Source organism: Achromobacter sp., assembly GCF_049647645.1.
Taxonomy (GTDB): domain Bacteria; phylum Pseudomonadota; class Gammaproteobacteria; order Burkholderiales; family Burkholderiaceae_B; genus Achromobacter.
In genome coordinates this window covers 1-22,245 of record NZ_JBARYB010000089.1, presented here as the reverse complement: position 1 = coordinate 22,245, position 22,245 = coordinate 1, and the positions used below count along the sequence as shown (strand labels likewise).

Genomic DNA, 22,245 nt, shown 5'->3' with positions numbered 1-22,245 from the left:
GCCCCTATTTTCCCGGACGGACCCCGTTGCAGGCTTGTCTTATCGAGAGAAGCCCCATGAAAGGCAGATCCTCGCGCTGGGCGGTGGCCGGCGCCGTACTGGCGGCGCTGGCCGTGGCTGTCTGGCTGCTGCTGTTGCGCCAGGCGCCCAGGCCGGCGCCGCCTGCCGCCGCCACGCCCGTGTCAGCCGTGGCGGCGCGGCAGACGGACGTGGACGTCTACATAGACGCGCTGGGTACGGTCGTGCCTACCCGGACCGTCACGGTCCTCACCCAGGTCAACGGCATACTGAGCTCGGTGGATTTCAAGGAAGGCCAGTTCGTCAAACAGGGCCAGGTCATTGCCCGGATCGATTCCCGCGCGCTGGAAGCGCAACTGGCGCAAGCCCAGGGCAATCTGGACCGCGACCGCGCCGCGCTGGCCAACGCCAGGCTGGACCTGGCCCGCTACCAGAAGCTGATCAAGACCGGCTCCATCCCCCAGCAGACGCTCGATACCCAGAACGCCGCCGTGCGCGAAGGCGCGGGCACGGTGGAAGCCGACGCCGGACTGGTCAGGAACCTGCAGGTCCAGGTGGAATACTGCACCATCACCTCCCCGGTGGACGGCGTGGTGGGCTTGCGCCAGGTGGACCCCGGCAATTACGTCACCACCGCCAGCACCACCGCCATCGCCGTCATCACCCAGCTACAGCCCGCCACGGTGGTGTTCTCGGTGCCGGAGGACGACCTGGGCCGCGTTCATGCGGCGATGGACCAGGGCGCGGTGGCCGTGCTGGCGTTCGACCGCGACAACAAGGCGCAACTGGCGGCCGGCACCCTGCTGGCGCTGGACAACCAGGTGGACACCTCCACCGGCACCCTCAAGGTCAAGGCCGAGTTCCCGGCTTCCGGCAACGCCCTCTTCCCGAACCAGTTCGTCAATGTGCGGATGCGGGCCAACACCCTGAAGAACGCGCTGGTCATCCCGACTGCCGCGATCCAGCACGGCAGCGGCGGCGACTTCGTGTTCGTGGTCGGCGCCGACGCCCGGGCGGTGCTGCGCAATGTGAAGGCCGGCCCCACGCAAGGGGGCGACACGGCGATCCTGGACGGCAGCGTGGCGCCGGGCGAGCGCGTGGTGACGGACGGCGCCGACAAGATCGACAAAGGCTCCCTCCTGAGGGTGGTGGCGGATTGAGCGGACGGCGCCATGAACATTTCCCGCCCGTTCATCGAGCGCCCCATCGCGACCTGCCTGCTGATGGTCGCGGTGCTGCTGGCCGGGCTGCTGGGCTATCACCTGTTGCCGGTCTCGGCCCTGCCTGAGGTCGACTACCCCACCATCCAGGTCTACACCCAGTATCCGGGCGCCAGCCCCGACGTGGTCAGCTCTTCGATTACCTCGCCGCTGGAACGCCAGTTCGGCGAGATGCCAGGCCTGAAGACCATGCGCTCGACCAGTTCCACCGGCGCCTCGGTCGTCATCCTGAAGTTCGACCTGGCCCTGTCGCTGGACGTGGCGGAGCAGGAGGTGCAGGCGGCGATCAACGCCTCGGCCAGCTACCTGCCCGCCAACCTGCCCTATCCCCCGGTCTACAGCAAGGTCAATCCGGCCGACGCGCCGGTGATGACGCTATCGCTGACCTCGGACGTGCTGCCGCCGATCAAGATCCAGGAACTGGCCGACACCCGGCTGGCCCAGAAGATCTCGCAGATTGCCGGCGTCGGGCTGGTGACGCTGGGCGGCGGGCAGCGTCCCGCCGTGCGCATCGAGACCAATGCCGGCGCGCTGAATTCGCTGGGCCTGTCGCTGGAAGACGTGCGCGGCGCGCTGGCCAACGCCAACGTCAACCTGGCCAAGGGCACGCTGGATGGCAAATCGCAGTCCTATACCGTCGGCGCCAACGACCAGCTGACCTCCGCGCGCGACTATGCGGACATCGTCATCGCCTACAAGAACGGCGCGCCGGTGCGGCTGGCGCAGATCGCGCGGCCGGTGGACGGCGCCGAGAACCCGCAGCAGGCCGCCTGGGCCGGCGCCACGCCCGCCATCCTGCTGAACATCCAGCGCCAGCCGGGCGCCAATGTGATCGACGTGGTCGACCGGGTGCAGCAGGTGCTGCCGCAACTGCGCGCGGCGCTGCCGGCCACACTGAAGGTCGAGGTGTTGACGGACCGCACGCAGACCATCCGGGCCTCGGTGACCGACGTGCAATACGAGCTGATCACCGCCGTGGCCCTGGTGGTGATGGTGATCTTCCTGTTCCTGCGCAACCTGCCGGCCACGGTCATCCCCGCCGTCACCGTGCCGCTGTCCCTGATCGGAACGCTGGCGCTGGCCTACGCCTTCGGTTTTTCGCTCAACAACCTGACGCTGATGTCTCTCACCATCGCCACCGGCTTCGTGGTGGATGACGCCATCGTCATGATCGAGAACATCACGCGCTACGTCGAGGCCGGCGAAAGCCTGATGAGCGCCGCGTTGAAGGGATCGCGGCAGATCGGCTTCACCATCATTTCGCTGTCGGTCTCGCTGATCGCCGTGATGATCCCGCTGCTGTTCATGGGCGACGTGGTGGGCCGGCTGTTCCGGGAATTCGCCCTGACCCTGGCGGTGGCCATCGTGATCTCGGCGTTCGTGTCGCTGACGCTGACGCCGATGATGTGCTCGCGCATGCTGAAGACGTCCGCCCATGACCGCCACGCGGATCTGCTGGACCGCGTCAACGCGCGCTACGGCGCGTCGCTGGCCTGGGTGCTGCGGCACCGCGGCATCACGCTGATCTCCGTATTCGCGACCGCGGCCCTGACCTTCACGGTGCTGTTCCTGATGCCCAAGGGCTTCTTTCCCGAGCAAGACACCGGCCTGATCGAAGGCATCTCGCAAGCGGCGCCGGACATCTCGTTTGCGCACATGGCGCAACTGCAGCAGGACCTGGCCAGCGACATCCTGAAGGACCCGGCCGTGGCCAGCCTGTCGTCCTATGTGGGCATAGACCAGACCAATCCCACCATCAATCAGGGCACCCTGCTCATCAACCTGAAGGACAAGGCCGGCCGCGACGGGATCGCCGCCGTCATCCGCCGCCTGTCGGCCGCTGCCGGCGACCATGCCGGCATGCGCCTGTACCTGCACCCGGTGCAGGACCTGACGCTGGACGACAGCGTCTCCACCACCAGCTACCGGCTCGGCCTGCAGTCGATCAATCCCGACGCGCTGGCGCTCTGGACGGGCAAGATGCTGGCCGCGCTGAAGCAGGATCCGGCTTTCGCCGACGTGCAGAGCCAGGCGCAGCAACTGGGCAGCCAGGTCCGCCTCACCTTCGACCGCGCCACCGCGTCGCGGCTGGGCGTCACGCCCCAGGCCATCGACGACGTGCTGTATGACGCCTTCGGCCAGCGCCAGGTGTCCACCATCTACACCCAGCTGAATCAGTACCACGTCGTGTTGACGGCGCCCAAAAGCGCCGACGACCTGTCCAACCTGCTGGCGGGGCTGTATGTGAACACCGCCGCCGGCGGCGTGGCGCCGCTGGCCTCGATGGCCACGATGGCCGTCGTGAAGGCGCCCGTCACGATCAGCCGCCAGGGCCAATTCCCCTATGCGGACGTGTCCTTCAATCTGGCGTCCGGCTACACCCTGGGCGACGCGGTGACGCGGCTGTCCGACATCCAGAAGCAGATCGGCCTGCCGGCCGCGGTGTCGGCCACGCTGGAAGGCGCGGCCGCCTCGTTCCAGGCCTCGCTGGCGAACGAGGCCTACCTGGTGGCGGCGGCCATCATCGTGGTCTACCTGATGCTGGGCATCCTGTACGAGAGCTTCATCCACCCCGTCACCATACTTTCCACGCTGCCTTCGGCGGCGCTGGGCGCGCTGCTGGCGCTGCGGATCACGGGCACGCAGTTCGACATCATTGGCCTGATCGGCATCGTGCTGCTGATCGGCATCGTCATGAAGAACGCCATCATGATGATCGACTTCGCCTTGCAGCTGGAACGCGTTGACCAGCTGCCTCCGATGGAGGCGATCCGGCGCGCGGCCGAGCTGCGTTTCCGCCCCATCCTGATGACCACCATCGCCTCGCTGTTCGGCGCCCTGCCGCTGGCCTTCGGCACCGGCATGGGTTCCGAACTGCGCCACCCGCTGGGCATCGCCATCATCGGCGGCCTGCTGGTCAGCCAGCTGCTGACGCTGTACACCACGCCGGTGATCTACCTGGCGATGCACCGGTGGGACCAGCGCTTCCTCAGGCGGGATCCCGAAACGGGCCCGACGCCGCCATGAACCTCTCGGAGCCCTTCATCCGGCGTCCGGTGGCGACGCTGCTGCTGGCGACCGGCATCGCGCTGGCGGGCATGCTGGCGTTCAAGCTCATGCCAGTGGCGCCGCTGCCCGAGGTCGACTTTCCCACCATCAGCATCAGCGCCAACCTGCCGGGCGCCAGCCCGACCACGGTGGCGACGTCCGTCGCCACGCCGCTGGAGCGGCAGCTCGGCCAAATCGCGGGCGTCACGCAGATGACCTCGGTCAGTTCGCTGGGCGCGGCCCGCATCACCCTGCAGTTCGACCTGAACCGCAACATCGACGGCGCCGCGCGCGATGTGCAGGCGGCCATCAACGCGGCCCGCAGCAACCTGCCCAGCAACCTGGACGGCAACCCCACCTACCGCAAGGTCAATGCGGCCGACGCGCCCATCCTGATCCTCAGCCTGACCTCGGACACCGCGACACGCGGCCAGCTGTATGACGCGGCCTCCACCGTGTTGCAGCAGAAGCTGCTGCAGACGCCGGGCGTGGGCGACGTGACCGTGGGCGGCGGCGCCCTGCCCGCGGTGCGCGTGGAACTGAATCCCGACCGGCTGAACCACTACGGCATCAGCCTGGAACAGGTCCGCGCCACCATGGCCAGCGCCAACGTCGACCTGCCCAAGGGTTCGGTGGACGGCAGCGGCATGCGCTACGCCATCGGCGCCAACGACATGCTCTATCAGCCCGCCGACTACGGGCCATTGATCGTCAAGCACGACGGCGGCGACATCGTGCGCATCTCCGACCTGGGCTATGTGCGCCAGGACGTGGAGAATCTGCGCAACTACGGCCTGTCCAACGGCAAACCCGCGGTGCTGCTGGTAATCACCAAGCAGCCGGGCGCCAACGTCATCGAGACGGTCGAGAACGTCAAGGCGGCGCTGCCCTTCCTTCAGGCATCCATCCCGCCCGCCATCAGGATCTCCACGCTGCTGGACCGTACCACCACCATCCGCGCCTCGCTGCGCGACGTGGAGATCACCCTGGCCATCGCGGTGCTGCTGGTCACGGGCGTGATGTACGCCTTCTTCCGCAACTGGCGCGTGACCCTGATCCCCGCCATCGTGGTGCCGCTGTCGCTGCTGGGCACTTTCGGCGTCATGTATCTGCTGGGCTACAGCCTGAACAACCTGTCGCTGATGGCGCTGACCATCGCCACCGGCTTCGTCGCCGACGACGCCATCGTGGTGGTGGAGAACATCATTCGCCACCAGGAACGCGGCGCGCCGCCCCTGCAGGCCGCCATGGAGGGCGCGCGCGAGGTCGGCTTCACCGTGCTGACCATCAGCGTGTCGCTGATCGCGGTCTTCATTCCGCTGCTGCTGATGGGCGGGGTGGTCGGCAGGCTGTTCCGTGAATTCTCGGTGTCGCTGTCGGTGGCCATCCTGATGTCGATGTTCATCTCGCTGACGGTCACGCCGATGCTGGCCAGCCAATTGCTGCGGCCCCGTCCGCCGGACGTTGAGACCCGCGGCCCGGACTCCGCTGTCCATCGCTACTACGCCCGGACCCTGTCCTGGGCGCTGGCGCATTCCACCCTGATGGGCGTGCTGACCGTATTGGTGATCGCGCTGAACGTGGTGCTGTACATCCTGGTTCCCAAGGGCTTCTTTCCGCAGGAGGACACCGGCCGGCTGGTTGGCATGATCCAGGCCTCGCAGAGCATCTCGTACCAGGAGATGCAGCGCAAGTTCCAGCGCATCAACCAGCAGGTGCTGACCAATCCGAACGTGGCAGGCGTGGGCGGCTTCGTCGGGGGCGGCAACGCCATCAACAACGCCTTCCTGTTCGTCTCCCTCAAGCCTCTGGGCGTGCGCAAGGACAGCGCCGATCAGGTTATCGCTCAGTTGCGGCGCACGCTGGCGGATGTGCCCGGCGCCCGCCTGTACCTGCAATCCGCCCAGGACATCACGGTGGGCGGCCGCCAGAGCGGCGCGCAATACCAGTACACCCTGACCGCCGACGACCCGCGCGACCTGGACAAGTGGATCCCCCAAGTGGTGGCGCAGATGCGCAAGATGCCCATCCTGCAGGACATCAACACCGACCAGCAGGACAACAGCCTGCAGGCCACCGTGGACATCAACCGCGACGCGGCCGCGCGCCTGGGGGTCGGCGTCGATTCCATCGACCAGGCGCTATACGATGCCTTCGGCCAGCGGCAGGTGTCCACCATCTACCGCGCGGCCAACCAGTATCACGTCGTCATGGAGCTGGCGCCGCCCTATTGGAACAATCCCAAAGCCCTGGACGGCATCTACGTGCCCGCCGGCACGCCGCTGGCCATGGGCGGCGGCGCGGCCGTGACGACGCCGTTGCCTGCCGCCTCGACCCTGGTGCCGCTGTCCGCCATGGCGACCTTGTCCATCGACCGCACCGCCATCTCCATCAACCACCAGGGCACGTTTCCGGCGGTGACTGCCTCGTTCAACCTGGCGCCGGGCGTATCCATCGGCCAGGCCACTGCCCAGGTCGAGGACGCCGCGGCTCGGTTGAAAATGCCGGCCAGCGTGGTCGGCATGTTCGCAGGCACGGCGCAAGTGTTCGAGCAGTCCGTCGCCAGCCAGCCGCTGCTGGTCCTGACGGCGCTGGTCTCCGTGTACATCGTCCTGGGCGTACTGTATGAGAGCCTGGCGCACCCGCTGACCATCCTGTCCACCTTGCCCTCGGCCGGCGTGGGCGCGCTGATCGCCTTGTTCCTGACCCGCACGGACCTGTCCATCATCGCCCTGGTGGGCGTGATACTGCTGATCGGCATCGTCAAGAAGAACGCCATCATGATGATCGACTTCGCCATCACTGAAGAGCGCCAACGACGGCTTGCGCCCGAGGAAGCGATCATGCGCGCCTGCATGATCCGTTTCCGCCCCATCATGATGACCACCGCCGCGGCCATGCTGGGCGCCTTGCCGCTGGTCATCGGCACCGGCTACGGCTCGGAGTTCAGGAAGCCGCTGGGGTTGTCCATCATCGGCGGACTGCTGCTGAGCCAGCTGCTCACGCTCTACACCACGCCGGTCGTTTACCTGTGGCTGGACCGGGCCTCGGCCAGGTTGCGCCGCCGGCCCAAGGGAGATCCGAGATGAACCACGCCCACGCCCCGCGGCTTGCGGCGCGCCGCCGCCTGCCCGTGCTGGCTGCCGCCTTCGGGCTGACGGTCACGCTGTGCCTGGCCGCCTGCGCGGTTGGCCCGGACTATCGCCGCCCGGAAATGGACATTCCCTTGTCGTTCAAGGAAGGCGTGCAATGGCAGCGGGCGCAGACGGCCCCTGCCGAAGCCCTGTCCGACACCTGGTGGACGCGCTTCGGCGACGAGCAGCTGTCGGGCTACATCGCCCAGGCGCTGCGGCAGAACCAGTCCATCGTCGCGGCCGAAGCCGCCTACCGGGTGTCGCAGGCCACCGTCGCCGGCGCCCGCGCCAATCTGTTCCCCGTGGTGACCGCCGGCGCCAGCGCCACGCGCAGCGGCACCGGCAGCGCCGCGAACGCCTCCGGCTCTGGAGGCGGCGTGGCCAACAACGTCGCCCTGTCCGTGGCGGTCAGCTGGGAACCGGACCTGTGGGGCCAGGTGCGCCGCCAGATCGAATCCAGCCAGGCCGGCGCGCAGGCCAGCGCCGCGCAACTGGCGGGCGCGCGGCTCTCGGTGGCGGCGAGTCTGGCCAGCGACTATTTTGCATTGCGCCAGTTCGACATCGACATTGCTTTGCTGCGGGAGCAGCAGGCCATCAGCGCCCGGCTGCTGGGCATGACACAGGCGCAGTTCCATCAAGGCACGGCCTCCAACGACAGCATCCTGGTGGCCCAGGACACACTATCGACGATCATCGCCAATCGGCAGACCGCGCAGACTTCGCGCGAGCAGTTCGAGCATGCCATCGCCGTGCTGGTCGGCGTGCCGCCCTCCGGTTTCTCCATCGCGCCTCGCGGGGACTATGCCTACGCCTTGCCGGCGGTACCGCTCAGCCAGCCTTCGGAACTGCTGCTGCGCCGGCTCGACATCGCGGCGGCCGAGCGCACGGCCGCGGCCGCCAACGCCAAGATCGGCGTAGCCGAAGCGGCGTTCTTCCCGTCCTTGATCCTGAACGCCCAGGGAGGCTTCCAGCACAGCTCCTTCTCGCAGCTGTTCTCGCTGCCCAGCCTGGTCTGGACCCTGGGTCCGGCCCTGGCCGCTACGCTGTTCGACGCCGGCGCGCGCGAGGCCGCCGTGCAAGGCGCGCGCGCCACCTACGAGGAAGACGCCGCGCTCTACCGCAACACCGTACTCAGCGCCTTCCAGAGCGTGGAGGACAGCCTGTCCGCCAGCAACCATCTGCAGGAATCGGCGCAGGCCTATGGCGACGTCTACCACCGTAACCAGCAGCTCTACGCCAGCGCCCAATCGCAACAGGGCGCCGGCACCCTTAGCGAACAAAGCCTGCTGACCCAGCGCCTGACGCTGCTGCTGGCCGAACAGAACCTGCGCGACACGCAATCGCAGCTGACGCAAAGCAGCATCACCTTGATCAAGAATCTGGGTGGAGGCTGGCAGGATGCGGCACAGCCGCGGGCGGTGCCGACCGTGCGCTGAACGCGCAGGCAGGCGTCAATCCGCCCGCCGCCCTCCGCTACACTGCCTGAGCCCGCGCGGCGTCCACTTCGAACCCAAGGATCATCCAGCATGAAGGCATACTTCCACGACGACCAGAAACTGCACCACCCGCAGACCTATTTCTCGCGCGGCAAGATGCGCACTCCGCAGGAAGTGCCCTCGCGCCTGGATGCGCTGGCGCAGGCCGCGCGCAATCTGGGCTTCGCGGTGCAGGCGCCGCCCGACCAGGGGGCCGGCGCGATTTCGGCGGTCCACACGCTGGACTACCTGCGTTTCCTGCAGGGCGCGCACGCCGCCTGGAAAAAACTGCCCGACGATTGGGGTGACGAGGTCGTCTCCAATGTGTTCGTGCGCGAACCCAACGCCCTGCGCGGCGTGCTGGCGCAAGCCGCGCGCTACCTGGCCGACGGCAGCTGCCCGGTCGGCCCCAACACCTGGCATTCAGCCTACTGGTCGGCGCAATGCGCCATCGCCGGCGCCGACGCGCTGCTGGCGGGCGAGCGCCACGCCTACGCCATCTGCCGCCCGCCCGGCCACCATGCCCGGCGCGACGCAGCGGGCGGCTTCTGCTACCTGAACAATGCCGCGATTGCCGCGCAGCGCCTGACCTCGCGCTATCCCCGCGTGGCCATCCTGGACACCGACATGCACCATGGCCAGGGCATCCAGGAAATCTTCTACGAACGCAGCGACGTGCTGTATGTGTCCATCCACGGCGACCCCGAGAACTTCTATCCCGTCGTCGCCGGCCATGAGGACGAGCGCGGCGCCGGCGCGGGCTACGGCTACAACATCAACCTGCCCATGCCGCACGGCTCGCCGGAATCGGTGTTCTTCGACAAGCTGGGCGAGGCGCGCCGCGCCATCGAACTGTTCCAGCCCGACGCGTTGGTGCTGTCGCTGGGCTTCGACATCTTCGAAAAAGACCCGCAGGCCATGGTGGCCGTCAGCGAGAACGGCTTCGAACGCCTGGGCCGGGAAGTCGGCGGCCTGAAACTGCCCACCCTGATCGTGCAGGAAGGCGGCTACTACATCGAAGGGCTGGAATCGAACGCCTCGCGCTTCTTCGGCGGACTGGCTTCGGCCTGAATCGGTCCACTGCCGGCGTCCCGCTGCGGACGCCGGCGACGCGCCATCGCGGCGGGCAAACGCGGCGCTAGTGGTTTTCCCTAGAAATGGAAAAGCCCGGTTCACAATCCGGACGGCCTCCGGTACATTTCGTCCAGTGGCCTGACCACTGGGCCACCAGATATCCAGACACTTCCTGGCCGTGCCGGGAGTGCGATGCAAGACAAGCCTGGGCAGAGCCTTTACCCTCTACATCCCGACCATCCACCCGAACGCAACAATGACCTCTCTTCAGGCCGTCGCCTCCACCCGCCTCTACCGCATGATTGCCGACCAGATCGCCGCGCGCATCAAGGCGGGCGACTTCCCCGCGGGCGGGCGGCTGCCGGCCGAGCGCGAGCTGGCCGAGCAGTTGCAGGTCAGCCGCGCCTCGGTGCGCGAAGCGCTGATCGCGCTGGAAATCGAGGGTTATGTGGAGGTCCGCGTGGGCACGGGCGTGTTCGTGAACCAGGCGCGCGAAGACGGCCAGTACCAGTCGCCGCAACCAGCGCCGGCCGCCGCCAACGGCGTCGACGCCACCGACATCGGCCCCTTCGACCTGCTGGAAACCCGCCTGCTGCTGGAACCCGAGTGCGCGGCCCTGGCGGCGCAAAAGGCGTCGCCGGCCCAGATCGCGGCGATCCGCGCGGCGCACGAAGGCATGTCGCTGACCGAATCGCCCAGCGTGCACGACCGCGCCTTCCATAGCGCGATCGGCGCGGCCTGCGGCAACGCGGCGCTGGCCGCGGCAATTTCCCACATCTGGCAGCTCAGCACCTTGAGCCCGGTATTCACCCGCCTTGAAGAGCACTTCGTGACCACCAAGGTGTGGAGCGAAGCCCAGCAGGAACACGAGCGCATCCTCGCGGCCATTACCGACCGCGATCCCATCCGCGCGCGCCACGCCATGCACGACCATCTGGTTGGCATTCTGGCCCGCCTGCGGGAAGACTTCGGCAGCGCTGGGATCCGATGATTTGATGAACGCCTGAACCCTGGCCTGACGCCCAGGCCCCTGCCCTTACCGACCGTGCAAGCACCGCCGGCGCAATACGCGCCGCCTGCGGCAAGGGGAGCGGCTTGCCTGCAAAAACACAAACCGCAGTTCCGCAGTACCCGTAAGTCCAATACCTAAAACACATCAAGGTGAAAACATGCAGCTGACCCGTACCGTGAAGCTTTTGAGCGCGGCGCTATTGGCGCTTGGCGCCCATGCCGCCCAGGCCAACAAGGCTGACAACTCCCTCAACATCGCCTTCGACGCGGCGCCCGCCACGCTGGACGCCTACAAGGAATCGGACCGTCCGGGCCTGGCACTGGCGCGCATGGTGTTTTCGGGGCTGCTGCAGAAGAACCAGGACACAGGCGAGTTCGGCCCGGCCATCGCCACCGGCTACAAGTTCGTCGACGACACCACCATCGAACTGCCCATCCGCAAGGACGTGAAGTTCCATGACGGTTCGCTGCTGACCATCGATGACGTGCTGTACACCTTGAACCTGGTGTCCTCGGAAGGCTACAAGGCGCGCTTCCAGAATCAGGTCGCCTGGATCGCCAAGGCCGAAAAGGCTGGCGACGACACGGTGCGCATCACGATGAAGACGCCCTACCCGCTGGCGCTGGAGATGCTGTCGGAGAACCTGCCGATCTATCCGCGCAAGTACTACGAGGCCAACCAGTCCGACATGGGCGCCAAGCCCATCGGCACCGGTCCGTACCGCCTGGTGGAAAGCCAGCCGGGCAGCCGCTACGTGTACGAGCGCTTCGAAGACTACTTCGGCCCCAAGCCGGCTGTGCAGAAGCTGGTGGTGCGGGTGCTGCCGGACGCCAACACCCAGTACGCCGAGATGTTGTCCGGCGGCCTGGACTGGATCTGGCGCGTGCCGCCGGACGTGGCCAAGCGCATGGAAAAGCAGCCGGCCATCACGGTCAAGAGCAGCAGCATCATGCGCATCAGCTACATCTCGCTGAACCCGCGCGCAGATGACGGCAAGTCGCCGCTGGCCAAGCAGGAAGTGCGCCAGGCCATCAACTACGCCATCGACCGCGAAGCCATCCGCAAGGCCTTGGTGGGCGGCGCGTCCAAGGTCATCAACGCGGCCTGCAATCCGGCGCAGTTCGGTTGCGCCGCCGACGTGCAGACGTACAAATTCGACCCCACGCGCGCCAAGCAGCTGCTGGCCCAGGCCGGCTACCCCAACGGCGTGACGCTGGACCTGGTGATCTCGGCGCCGCCGCGCGCCATCCTGGACGCCGCCGCCGCGCAGATGGCGCAAGCCGGCATCAAGCTGAACCTGGTCGAGCAGCAATACGGCACCGCCATGACCAACTGGCGCGAAGGCAAGATCGCCATGCTGTCGTCCAACTGGGGTTCCTACGGCATCGCCGACGCGGCGCTATCGACCAGCAACTTCTTCCGCGGCGGCCCGGACGACCAGGCGCGCAATCCGGAGGTCATCAAGTACCTGGAAACCGCCGACACCTCCGTGGACCGCGAACTGCGCGCCAAGAACTACGCCGCCGCCCAGAAGATCGTGGCCGACCAGGCCTACTGGGTGCCGCTGTGGAACCACTCGCTCAACGCCGTGCAGGCCAAGGACCTGAACTTCTCGGTCGACGGCGACGAGTTCCCGCGTTTCTACAAGGCCCGCTGGAACTGACCGGCCCCGCCGGCATGGCCGCGCTTCCTGGCCCAGACGGCCGGGAAAGGCGGTCCAGCCGGCGCACACCGTCATAGGTAGCCCCATGATTGCATTCCTGTTTCGCCGCCTGGTGGTGTCCGCGCTGCTGGTGGTATTCGTCTCGCTGATCAGCTTTTCGCTGGTGTTCGCTTCCGGCAATCCGGCCGCGCGCCTGGCCGGTGAAGGCAGCGCCGCCGACGCGGCCCGCCTGGCCCAGCTGCACGGCTTCAACGACCCGATCCTGCTGCAGTACGGCCGCTGGCTGGCCGGCGTCGCCCGCGGCGATTTCGGCGACAGCCTGTACTTCAGCCGCCCCGTGGCCGAACTGCTGGCCCAGCATTTCCCGGCCACCGCCAAGCTGGGCCTGGCCGCCATGCTGTTCGCGCTGCTGCTGGCGATACCGCTGGGCGTGCTGGCCGGCCTGCGCAAGGGCTCGCTGATCGACCGCGCCACCATGCTGCTGTCGGCCTGCGCCCAGGCCATGCCGCCCTTCTGCCTGGCGTTCCTGCTCATCATCGTCTTCAGCGTGCGTAACCAATGGCTGCCGGCCTCCGGCTTCGACAGCTGGAAGCACTATGTCATGCCGGTGACCGCCCTGGGCCTGTTCGCCATGCCGGCGATGCTGCGCCTGATGAAGTCCGAAATGGAAACCGTGCTGGCCACCGACTACATCCGCACCGCGCGCGCCATGGGCCTGGGCGGCCCCAGCGTGGTGCTGAAGTACGCGCTGCGCAACGCCCTGCGGCCGCTGGTGTCGCTGGCCGCGGCCCAGATGGGCACGCTGCTGGCCGGCTCCGTCGTCATCGAGACCGTGTTCGCCATCAACGGCGCGGGCCTGCTGGCCTGGACCTCGATCCTGCGCGGCGACTTCCCGACGATGCAGGCGCTGATCCTGATCTTCGCCCTGATCTACATCGTCCTGACCCTGGTCGCCGACCTCGTCAATGGTTGGCTCGACCCCCGCGTGCGAGTTTCATCATGAGCAGCGTCATCGCCTCTCCCTTTTCCGTCCGTTCGCGCGGCGAACGCGCGGCCCGCTATGGCCGCAACCTCGGCCTGGCCATGCTGGCGCTGCTGGTGCTGGCCGGCCTGCTCGGTCCCTACCTGATCCCGCATGACCCGTACACGCAGGACCTGCTGGCGCGGCTGCAAGAGCCTGTCTGGGCTGAAGACGGCAGTTGGAGCCACATTCTCGGCACCGACCAGTTGGGCCGCGACGTGCTGGCGCGGGCGCTGTATGGCGTGCGCGTATCGGCGCTGATCGGCCTGTCGGTCGCGCTGATGGGCGGGCTGATCGGCACCACGCTGGGCGTGGCCGCCGGCTACTTCGGCGGCGCGGTGGATCGCGCCGTGTCCTTCCTGATCACCGCGCGCCTGGCGCTGCCCATCATCCTGGTGGCGCTGGCGGTGGTGTCGGTGGTGGGCGCCTCGCTCACCGTGGTGGTGCTGGTGCTGGGCCTGCTGCTGTGGGAACGCTACGCGCTGGTGGCCCGGACCATGGCGGCCGGCCTGCGCAACGCCGAATTCGTCACGGCCTCGCGGCTGCAAGGCTGCAGCCACCTGCAGATCATCTGGCGCGACATCCTGCCCAATCTGGTGGGCAACTTGCTCATCATCGGCACCGTGGACGCCGCCATGGCGATCACGCTGGAGGCTTCGCTTTCGTTCCTGGGCCTGGGCGTGCCGGCGCCGATGCCGTCGCTGGGCCTGATGATCGCCGAGGGCAAGGAAAACATGCTGTTCCAACCCTCGCTGGTGGTGATTCCCAGCGTGGTGCTGTTCGTGCTGGTGCTGTGCGTGAACCGCGCCGGCGAATCCCTGCGCGCCGTGCAAATGAAGAAAGGCTGATCCCATGACCGCAAACAGCCAACCCCTGCTGCGGGTCGAGGACCTGCACATCGACATCCACACCCCCACCCACGTCAAGCACGTGGTGCGCGCGGTGGACTTCAGCCTGGAGCGCGGCAAGACCCTGTGCATCGTCGGCGAATCGGGCTGCGGCAAGTCGCTGACCGCGCTGGCCCTGCTGGACCTGCTGCCGGCGGCCGCGCGCCGCCGCGTGGCGAAGCTCGAGTTCGCCGGCCAGGACCTGGGTTCGCTTTCGCCCGCCGCCCTGGCGCAACTGCGCGGCGCGCGCATCGCCATGATCTTCCAGGATCCGATGACCTCGCTGAACCCGGTGTTTCCCATCGGCACGCAGCTGGTGGACGTGCTGCGCCGGCACAAGCGGGTCAGCCGCCGCGAGGCCGAGGAGCGCGCCGAATACCTGCTGCGCCGCGTCGGCATCGCCAATCCCCGCGACCGCATGCGGCAGTACCCCTTCGAGCTGTCTGGCGGTCTGCGCCAGCGCGTGATGATCGCGATGGCCCTGATGTGCGGCCCCGAGCTGCTGATCGCCGACGAACCCACCACCGCGCTCGACGTGACCGTGCAGGCCGAACTGCTGGACCTGCTGCGCGACATCCAGGCCGAATTCGGCTTGGGGCTGGTGTTCATCTCGCACGACATGGGCCTGGTGGCGCGCATCGCCGACCACGTCATCGTCATGTATGCGGGCGACATCGTCGAAGGCGGCAGCGTGCGCGAAGTGCTGGAGCGCCCCAGCCACCCCTATACCGCGATGCTGCTGAACTGCATCCCGCAACCCGGACGCACCGCGCCGCGCGCCGACCTGCCCACCATCGCCGGCGCCGTGCCCTCGCTGGACACCGCCATCCGCGGCTGCGCCTTCCGCGACCGCTGCCCGGTGGCCGAGGCCCGTTGCGCCCAGCCGTTCCCGGCGCGCGTGCAGGGCGGACACCGCTGCCTGTGCATCAAACCCGGCGCAATGCGCCTAGGAGCCACGGCATGAGCAGCCGCGCTACGCCCTCCGCCAGCATCAGCCTGGACTCCCTGTGCTTCCAGTACGGCCGCGCCAGCCTGTTCTCGCGCCGTCCCGCCCCGCGCATCCTGCACGACATCGACCTGCACGTGCCGGCCGGCCAGACCATCGGCCTGGTGGGCGAATCCGGCAGCGGCAAGTCCACCATCGCCAAGCTGATGCTGGGGCTGCTCGCGCCGACGCAGGGCCAGGCGCTGCTGGACGGCAAGCCGCTGGCCGCGATGCCGGCGCGCGCCCGCGCCCGCCGCATCCAGATGGTGTTCCAGGACCCCTATTCGTCCCTCAACCCGCGCCGCACCATCAACGAAATCCTGACTGCGCCCCTGCGCACGCATGGCATCGGCAATGCGGCCTCGCAAGCCGCATCGGTGCGCCGGATGATGGACGCCGTGGGCCTGGTGCCGGCCTTCGCGGCGCGCTATCCGCGCGAACTATCCGGCGGCCAGCGCCAGCGCGTGGCCATCGCCCGCGCGCTGATGCTGGAACCGCAGTTGCTGATCTGCGACGAGCCCACCTCCGCGCTCGACGTGTCGGTACAGGCGCAGATCCTGAACCTGCTGATGGAACTGCAGCGCGAGCGCGGCCTGGGCTATCTGTTCATCAGCCATAACCTGGCCGTGGTGCAGCACATCGCCGATGAGATCGTGGTGCTGCAAGGCGGCCGCGTGGTCGAGCGCGGCTCCGCGAGCCAGGTGTATTTCGAGCCGGTCCACCCGTACACGCGGCAGCTCATCGGCGCCACCCTGGCGGTGCCGCAAGCGCAGGAGCTGGCGGCATGAAGCCTCAAGACGCACGCCACCTGCTGCTGGTCGGCAACGACCAGAAAGTCACCTGGGACGACGGCCAGATCCGTTTCCTGGCGCCGGGCAACGACAGCCTGTGCGTCTACGACGCTGGCCCCAATCCCGCCGCGCCCGAGCTGGTCGCCACTCTGTCGCTGCCCAACTCGCTGTTCGGGCCGCCGGTCAATCTTGCGGTCTCGCCAGACCAGCGCCTGGGCCTGATTGCGGATTCCATGGACTGGCGCGCGCGCGCCGATGGCGCCGGCTGGCAGCCCGAGCCCGGCCGCGGCCTGTACGTGATCGACCTGGAAGCCAGCCCGCCCGCCATCGCGCAGCGGCTTGAGACCGGCCTGCAGCCTTCGGGCCTGGCCATCAACCGCGCCGGCACGCTGGCGCTGGTGGCCAACAAGGCCGGCCGCTCCGTGACGGTGCTGCGCATCGCCGGCAAGCGCGCCGAGGTCTGCGACGAGGTCGACATGGGCGCCGCCGTCGTGGCCGTGTCCTTTGCCGCCGACGGCCGCCGCGCCTTCGTGGTCAAGACCGATAGCCACCGCCTGGGCGTGCTGCGCATCGCCGAGAGCGGCGCAACCCCCATCGTGACTCATGATCCCGCCGAGGACCTGACCACCGGCCTGGTGCCGTTCAACCTGGTGGTGTCGCCCGACGGCGCGCTGGCGCTGGTGGTGGACATGGGCAGCCCGACCGCGTCGGACGGCCACGCGGACTCGGTCAGCGTGGTGGATCTGCGCGCCGACCCGCCGCGCGTGATCGACCGCGTCATGGTCGAGGACGGCCCGGAAGGCATCGCCATCAGTCCCGACGGCCGCTACGCGGCGGTCGCCATCGTGCAAGGCTCGAACAACCCTGCCAGCGCCTGGTTCCATCTTCCGCGCGGGCAGATCGTATTGCTGCGTATCGACGGCCAGTCCGTGACCCGCGCCGGCGCCATCGAGGTCGGCGCGCTGCCCGAGGGCGTGGCCTTCAGCCCCGACAGCCGCTATCTGTACGTCGGCAATTTCCTGGATGCCGAGATGCAGGTCCTCGCCGTGGGCGATCAGGGCCTGAGCGACACCGGCACCCGCATCGCCCTGCCTGGACGGCCCGCGTCGATGCGCGCGCAGTCCTACTGACCCTACCCATCCCCCCCCTGCTCCTGGAGTTCCGCCATGACCACCGCTCCTCAAAAGAAACCGACCCTGCTGGCCGCCGCCCTGCTCGCCCTCGCCGGCCTGGCGCCGCTGTCGGCCCACGCCATGGACATCAAGCTCGGCCACGTGCTGGCGCCCAGCCACAGCTGGAACAAGGCCGCCGAAGGCTTCGCCGCCGAGGTCAAGGAAAAGACCGCCGGCCGCGTCAATTTCGTGCTGTTCCCCAGCGGCCAGCTCGGCAACGAGAAGACCATGCTCGAAGGCCTGCAGATCGGCAGCCAGGGCGCCGCGATCATCGGCTCGGGCTCGCTGCAGCCCATCGAACCCAAGTTCGGCGTGGTCGAACTGCCCTATACCTGGTCCACCTCACAACAGGCCTACAAGGCCTTCGACGGCGAACTGGGCGAGGCGCTGGCCAAGCTGGCCGACAAGAAGAACCTGACCATCATCTCCTGGTGGGAGAACGGCTTCCGCCACGTCACCAACAACCGCGGCGCGGTCGCCAAGCCCGCCGACCTGGCCGGCCTGAAGACCCGCGTCACGCCCGACAAGATGCGCCTGGACACCTTTACCGCGCTGGGCGCCAACCCCGCGCCGCTGGCCTTCGGCGAACTGTATTCGGCCCTGCAGCAGAAGGTGTTCGACGCCCAGGAAAACCCGCTGTCCATCATCTACACCTCGTCCTTCTTCGAGGTGCAGAAGTACCTGTCGCTGACCGGCCACGTCTGGGGCCCCGCCAACCTGATCATCTCCAAGCCGGTCTGGAACCGCATCTCGGCCGACGACAGGAAGATCGTGCAGGCGGCCGCCGACAAATGGCGCGACGCGCAGCGCCAGATGATCACGGATGGCGACCAGCAATTCATCGCCCAGTTGAAGGAAAAGGGCATGCAGGTCAATGAGGTCGACAAACCCGCCTTCGCCGCCGCGGTCGCGCCGGTGTGGAAGACCTACTCGGTCACCTACGGCCCGGAGCTGATGGCGCTGGTGCAGAAGTACCGCGAGGCCAAGTAATGCTCAACCGACTGTCCGCGATCCTGTCGGGCATCAGCAAGGCCTTCGCCGCCCTGGCGGTGGCCTTGCTGGCGATCCTGATCTCCTACGTGGTGTTCGCCCGTTTCGTCACCCACACCACGCCGCATTGGGCCGAGGAACTGCCGCGCCTGGTCCTGGTCTGGTCCGCCTTCATCGGCGGCGTCGCCTGCAGCTTCGAGCGTTCGCACCTGATGGCCGGGCTGCTGCCCTTCGTGGTGCGCAATCCGCGGGTCCTGAATGCCTTCGAACGCATCAACCAGGCGCTCATCATCGTCGGCCTGGCGGCCCTGGGTTACGCCGGCTGGCAACTGGCCGAACTGACCATGGACCAGACCTTGCCGGCGCTGGACGTGTCGGCCGGCGTGGTCTACCTGGCACTGCCCTTCGCCTGCGCCGTCACCATCGTGGTGCATCTGGCGCAGCTGTTCTCCGCCGCTCCCGCCGCTGCAAAGGACTAACAAGATGTCTACGGGTGCTCTCTTCCTGATGGGCGTGTTCACGATCACGGTGCTGATCGACATGCCCATCGCTTTCGGCCTGGTGCTGTCCTGCCTGGCCTATCTGGCGGTCTACGATTCCGCCCCCATGATGGTGGCGGCGCAGCAGTACGTGGTGGGGCTGGACAGTTTCACGCTGCTGGCGATTCCGCTCTTCATCCTGGCGGCCCAGCTGATGAACGGCGCCGGCCTGACCCAGCGCATTGTGCGCCTGTGCGCCGCCATCGTCGGCGACATCAAGGGCGGCCTGGCCGTGGTGGCCGTGCTGGCCTGCCTGATGTTCGGCGCGCTGTCCGGCTCGGGCGTGGCCGACGTGGTCGCCATCGGCAGCCTGCTGCTGCCCGCCATGGCCCGCAGCGGCTACGACAAGGGCTTTTCCTGCGCCCTGGTCGGCAGCGCCGGCGCCACCTCCACCATCATCCCGCCCAGCATCGTGCTGATCGTCTATGGCACCATCACCGACACTTCGGTGGGCAAGCTGTTCGTGGCCGGCATCATTCCGGGCATCCTGCTGGGGTTGTCGCTGATCGGCGTGGCCATCTGGCAATCGCGCAAGCACAACTGGGCCGGCGGCCAACCCTTCAGCTGGTCCGAGCTGCGCGCCGCGGCGATCGACGCGCTGCCCGCCCTGATGGTGCCGGTGCTGATCATCGGCGGCATCCGCTTCGGCATCTTCACCGCCACCGAGGCCGCCTCCAGCGCCATCGTCTACGCCTTGCTGATCGGCTTCTTCTGGTACCGCACGCTGAGCCTGAAGTCGCTGTGGGACAACCTGAAATCCACCGGCGAAAGCAGCGCTTCGATCCTGCTCATCATTGGCGCGTCGGGCCTGTTCGCCTGGGTGCTGGTGGCCGAACAGGTGCCGCAGGCGCTGTCGACGCTGCTGGTCGAATGGACCGACAGCAAGACCGCCGTGCTGCTGGTGCTGACCGTGGTGCTGCTGCTGCTGGGCACCTTCATGGAAGCCATCCCGGTCATCATCATCGTGGCCCCCGTGGTGATGCCGGTGCTGGCGCACTACAACATCGACCCGGTGCACTTCGGCATCCTGCTGTCGATCAACATGGCCATCGGCGCCAACACGCCGCCGGTCGGGGTCGACCTGATGGCCGCTTGCAAGATCGGCGGCATCAACATGATGCAGACCCTGCGCCCGCTGTCCTGGATGATGCTGGCCATGACCGCGGTCATGCTGCTGCTGACTTTCGTACCCGAACTGGTGCTGTTCCTGCCGAGGCACGTGCAATGACCCCTCTCACTCCCTCCCGCCGTCCCCCTTTTCTGCGCCGCAGCTGGATGTTCGTGCCCGGCCTGGACGCCGACGCCCAGGCCGGCGGCCTCGCCAGCGGCGCCGACGCCCTGGTGGCGGACCTGGAAGAGTTCACCGCCCCGGCGGACCGGCCGGCAGCGCGCCCGCACATCGCCGACTTGTTCGCCCGCTGCCGCGCCCAGGGCGTGGTGGCCGCGGTCCGCATCAACAAGCTGGAAGAAGACGGCCTGGCCGACCTGCGCGGCGTCATGCCCGGCGCCCCGGACGCGGTATTCCTGCCGCACGCCGAGAGCCCGGCGCAGATCGCCGCCCTGGACCAGGCGATCACCGCGCTGGAGGCCGAGTTGGGCCTGCCCGCCGGCAGCACCGAGATCGTGCCCACGCTGGAGTCCGCGCTGGGCGTGCACCGCGCCTACGACATCCTGACCGCCAGCCCGCGCGTGTCGGCCTGCCTGCTGGCCGCCGAGGACCTGAGCGCCAGCCTGGGCGCCGAACGCGGCAAGGATGGCATCGAGCTGCACCATGTCCGCGCCCGCTTCCTGCTGGACTGCACGGCCGCGGGCTGCCTGCCGATCGACTGCCCCTTCAACTACCGCGACATGCCGGCGCTGGAAGCCGACGTGCGCTGGGCCCGCCGCCTGGGCCTGAAGTCCAAGTGCGCGACGGTAGCCGACCAGGTCAAGCTGATCCACGCCGTATTCACGCCCGCCCCGGACGAAGTCGCGGCGGCACAGGATTGCGTGGTCCGCTACGAAGCCCAGCGCGCCGGCCGCCATGACGCCGAGCGCATCGATCCGCCTGTCTACAACACCGCGCGCCGCCTCTTGGCGCGCCATCACCAATTCGAACGATGGGCCGCCGAGCGCCGCGCGCAGGCCGTCCCGCAACAAGGAGACTCCGCATGACGTCAGCCGCAATTCCCGAACGCAATGGCGGTCAGATCCTGATGCAGCAGCTGCGCATCCATGGCGCGCGCCGCGTGTTCATGATCCCCGGCGAAAGCTATCTGCCCTGCATCGACGCGCTGAACGACCACACCGATGCCATCGAAGCCATCGTCTGCCGCCAGGAAAGCGGCGCGGCCTACATGGCCGAAGCCTACGGCAAGCTCACCGGCGAGCCCGGCATCTGCTTCGTCACGCGCGGCCCGGGCGCCACCAACGCCAGCATCGGCGTGCATACCGCCTTCCAGGACTCGACCCCGATGATCCTTTTCGTGGGCCAGGTGGGCAACGACTTCATGGAGCGTGAAGCCTTCCAGGAGATCGACTATCGCCGCATGTTCGGCCAGATGGCCAAGTGGGTGGCGCAGATCGACCGCACCGACCGCATCCCCGAGTACATCTCGCGCGCCTTTGCCGTGGCCACCAGCGGCCGGCCCGGCCCCGTGGTGCTGGCGCTGCCCGAGGACACGCTGTGGGGCCGCGCCCGCGTCGCCGATCTGCCGCGCTACCCGCGCGTGCACAGCCATCCCGGCGCCGCCGATCTGGCCCGCATGACCCAATTGCTGGACGCCGCCGAGCGCCCCTTCCTGCTGCTCGGCGGCAACGGCTGGCATCAAACCGCGATCGACCAGATCGCCGGCTTTGCCGAGCGCTTCGAACTGCCGGTAGGCACCGCCTGGCGCCGCCTGGAGTGCTTCGACCAGCGCCACCCCAACGCCGCCGGCCATGTCGGCTGGGCCATGACGCCGGAACTGCGCCAGCGCCTGCGCGACGCCGACCTGGTGCTGGCCGTGGGCACGCGCATGGGCGAGGCCACCACCGAAGGCTATACCGTCATCGAGAGCCCGCTGCCGCGCCAGCAACTGATCCATGTGTATCCCGATGCCGCCGAGCTGGGCCGCGTGTTCTCGCCGACCCAGGCCATCGTGGCGGATGTGGCCAGCTTCGCCGCCAGCGTGGCCCAACTGGCCCCGGGCCACAAGACGGCGCGCGCCGCCGCCGTGCGCGCGGCGCACCAGGAGC

Annotated in this window: 17 protein-coding genes; all 17 read left to right on the top strand. The window is 68.1% G+C overall.

The window, feature by feature from the left end; genetic code table 11:
- Window positions 1-56: 56 nt before the first annotated feature.
- Window positions 57-1,178 (top strand): efflux RND transporter periplasmic adaptor subunit, encoded by a 1,122-nt coding sequence (locus tag WBB14_RS10290; RefSeq protein WP_424239738.1) that lies wholly within the window; start codon window positions 57-59, stop codon window positions 1,176-1,178.
- 12 nt (window positions 1,179-1,190) lie between these two features.
- The gene (locus tag WBB14_RS10285; protein ID WP_424239737.1) at window positions 1,191-4,265 is read left to right on the top strand and encodes an efflux RND transporter permease subunit; all 3,075 of its coding nucleotides are present in this window, start codon (window positions 1,191-1,193) and stop codon (window positions 4,263-4,265) included.
- A complete protein-coding gene (locus tag WBB14_RS10280) occupies window positions 4,262-7,375 on the top strand; it encodes an efflux RND transporter permease subunit (protein ID WP_424239736.1) in 3,114 nt (1,037 codons plus the stop codon). The genes WBB14_RS10285 and WBB14_RS10280 overlap by 4 nt, the downstream gene beginning before the upstream one ends.
- The gene (locus WBB14_RS10275) at window positions 7,372-8,856 is read left to right on the top strand and encodes an efflux transporter outer membrane subunit (protein WP_424239735.1); all 1,485 of its coding nucleotides are present in this window, start codon (window positions 7,372-7,374) and stop codon (window positions 8,854-8,856) included. Before WBB14_RS10280 ends, WBB14_RS10275 begins: the two co-directional genes overlap by 4 nt.
- A 90-nt stretch (window positions 8,857-8,946) precedes the next feature.
- Entirely contained in the window at window positions 8,947-9,966 is a 1,020-nt protein-coding gene (locus WBB14_RS10270) for a histone deacetylase family protein (protein WP_424239734.1), read from the top strand.
- A gap of 259 nt (window positions 9,967-10,225) precedes the next feature.
- Window positions 10,226-10,960: a FadR/GntR family transcriptional regulator gene (locus tag WBB14_RS10265; RefSeq protein ID WP_424239733.1), complete on the top strand. Its 735-nt coding sequence runs from the start codon at window positions 10,226-10,228 to the stop codon at window positions 10,958-10,960.
- 178 nt (window positions 10,961-11,138) lie between these two features.
- Window positions 11,139-12,644: an ABC transporter substrate-binding protein gene (locus WBB14_RS10260; protein WP_424239732.1), complete on the top strand. Its 1,506-nt coding sequence runs from the start codon at window positions 11,139-11,141 to the stop codon at window positions 12,642-12,644.
- 85 nt (window positions 12,645-12,729) lie between these two features.
- Window positions 12,730-13,647 (top strand): ABC transporter permease, encoded by a 918-nt coding sequence (locus WBB14_RS10255; RefSeq protein ID WP_424239731.1) that lies wholly within the window; start codon window positions 12,730-12,732, stop codon window positions 13,645-13,647.
- Window positions 13,644-14,513, top strand: a complete 870-nt coding sequence (locus WBB14_RS10250) for an ABC transporter permease (RefSeq protein ID WP_424239730.1) — start codon at window positions 13,644-13,646, stop codon at window positions 14,511-14,513. Before WBB14_RS10255 ends, WBB14_RS10250 begins: the two co-directional genes overlap by 4 nt.
- 4 nt (window positions 14,514-14,517) lie before the next feature.
- Complete coding sequence (locus WBB14_RS10245; protein WP_424239729.1) at window positions 14,518-15,516, top strand: ABC transporter ATP-binding protein; 999 nt, start codon at window positions 14,518-14,520, stop codon at window positions 15,514-15,516.
- Window positions 15,513-16,325: an ATP-binding cassette domain-containing protein gene (locus WBB14_RS10240; protein WP_424239728.1), complete on the top strand. Its 813-nt coding sequence runs from the start codon at window positions 15,513-15,515 to the stop codon at window positions 16,323-16,325. Before WBB14_RS10245 ends, WBB14_RS10240 begins: the two co-directional genes overlap by 4 nt.
- Window positions 16,322-17,458: a YncE family protein gene (locus tag WBB14_RS10235; protein ID WP_424239727.1), complete on the top strand. Its 1,137-nt coding sequence runs from the start codon at window positions 16,322-16,324 to the stop codon at window positions 17,456-17,458. The genes WBB14_RS10240 and WBB14_RS10235 overlap by 4 nt, the downstream gene beginning before the upstream one ends.
- A 36-nt stretch (window positions 17,459-17,494) precedes the next feature.
- A complete protein-coding gene (locus WBB14_RS10230) occupies window positions 17,495-18,490 on the top strand; it encodes a DctP family TRAP transporter solute-binding subunit (RefSeq protein WP_424239726.1) in 996 nt (331 codons plus the stop codon).
- Window positions 18,490-18,969, top strand: coding sequence for a TRAP transporter small permease (locus WBB14_RS10225; protein WP_424239725.1), 480 nt, complete (start codon window positions 18,490-18,492; stop codon window positions 18,967-18,969). Before WBB14_RS10230 ends, WBB14_RS10225 begins: the two co-directional genes overlap by 1 nt.
- Window positions 18,970-18,973: 4 nt before the next feature.
- The gene (locus WBB14_RS10220; RefSeq protein ID WP_424239724.1) at window positions 18,974-20,257 is read left to right on the top strand and encodes a TRAP transporter large permease; all 1,284 of its coding nucleotides are present in this window, start codon (window positions 18,974-18,976) and stop codon (window positions 20,255-20,257) included.
- Window positions 20,254-21,183: an HpcH/HpaI aldolase/citrate lyase family protein gene (locus tag WBB14_RS10215; RefSeq protein ID WP_424239723.1), complete on the top strand. Its 930-nt coding sequence runs from the start codon at window positions 20,254-20,256 to the stop codon at window positions 21,181-21,183. Before WBB14_RS10220 ends, WBB14_RS10215 begins: the two co-directional genes overlap by 4 nt.
- Window positions 21,180-22,245: thiamine pyrophosphate-binding protein (locus tag WBB14_RS10210; protein ID WP_424239722.1), on the top strand; the 1,066-nt coding region annotated here is incomplete at its 3' end. The genes WBB14_RS10215 and WBB14_RS10210, both read left to right, overlap by 4 nt.

Excerpts from the sequence above, each read along its gene's own strand:
- WBB14_RS10290 (WP_424239738.1), top strand. The coding sequence starts at position 57 with ATGAAAGGCAGATCCTCGCGCTGGGCGGTGGCCGGCGCCGTACTGGCG.
- WBB14_RS10285 (WP_424239737.1), top strand. The coding sequence starts at position 1,191 with ATGAACATTTCCCGCCCGTTCATCGAGCGCCCCATCGCGACCTGCCTG.
- WBB14_RS10280 (WP_424239736.1), top strand. The coding sequence starts at position 4,262 with ATGAACCTCTCGGAGCCCTTCATCCGGCGTCCGGTGGCGACGCTGCTG.
- WBB14_RS10275 (WP_424239735.1), top strand. The coding sequence starts at position 7,372 with ATGAACCACGCCCACGCCCCGCGGCTTGCGGCGCGCCGCCGCCTGCCC.
- WBB14_RS10270 (WP_424239734.1), top strand. The coding sequence starts at position 8,947 with ATGAAGGCATACTTCCACGACGACCAGAAACTGCACCACCCGCAGACC.
- WBB14_RS10265 (WP_424239733.1), top strand. The coding sequence starts at position 10,226 with ATGACCTCTCTTCAGGCCGTCGCCTCCACCCGCCTCTACCGCATGATT.
- WBB14_RS10260 (WP_424239732.1), top strand. The coding sequence starts at position 11,139 with ATGCAGCTGACCCGTACCGTGAAGCTTTTGAGCGCGGCGCTATTGGCG.
- WBB14_RS10255 (WP_424239731.1), top strand. The coding sequence starts at position 12,730 with ATGATTGCATTCCTGTTTCGCCGCCTGGTGGTGTCCGCGCTGCTGGTG.
- WBB14_RS10250 (WP_424239730.1), top strand. The coding sequence starts at position 13,644 with ATGAGCAGCGTCATCGCCTCTCCCTTTTCCGTCCGTTCGCGCGGCGAA.
- WBB14_RS10245 (WP_424239729.1), top strand. The coding sequence starts at position 14,518 with ATGACCGCAAACAGCCAACCCCTGCTGCGGGTCGAGGACCTGCACATC.
- WBB14_RS10240 (WP_424239728.1), top strand. The coding sequence starts at position 15,513 with ATGAGCAGCCGCGCTACGCCCTCCGCCAGCATCAGCCTGGACTCCCTG.
- WBB14_RS10235 (WP_424239727.1), top strand. The coding sequence starts at position 16,322 with ATGAAGCCTCAAGACGCACGCCACCTGCTGCTGGTCGGCAACGACCAG.
- WBB14_RS10230 (WP_424239726.1), top strand. The coding sequence starts at position 17,495 with ATGACCACCGCTCCTCAAAAGAAACCGACCCTGCTGGCCGCCGCCCTG.
- WBB14_RS10225 (WP_424239725.1), top strand. The coding sequence starts at position 18,490 with ATGCTCAACCGACTGTCCGCGATCCTGTCGGGCATCAGCAAGGCCTTC.
- WBB14_RS10220 (WP_424239724.1), top strand. The coding sequence starts at position 18,974 with ATGTCTACGGGTGCTCTCTTCCTGATGGGCGTGTTCACGATCACGGTG.
- WBB14_RS10215 (WP_424239723.1), top strand. The coding sequence starts at position 20,254 with ATGACCCCTCTCACTCCCTCCCGCCGTCCCCCTTTTCTGCGCCGCAGC.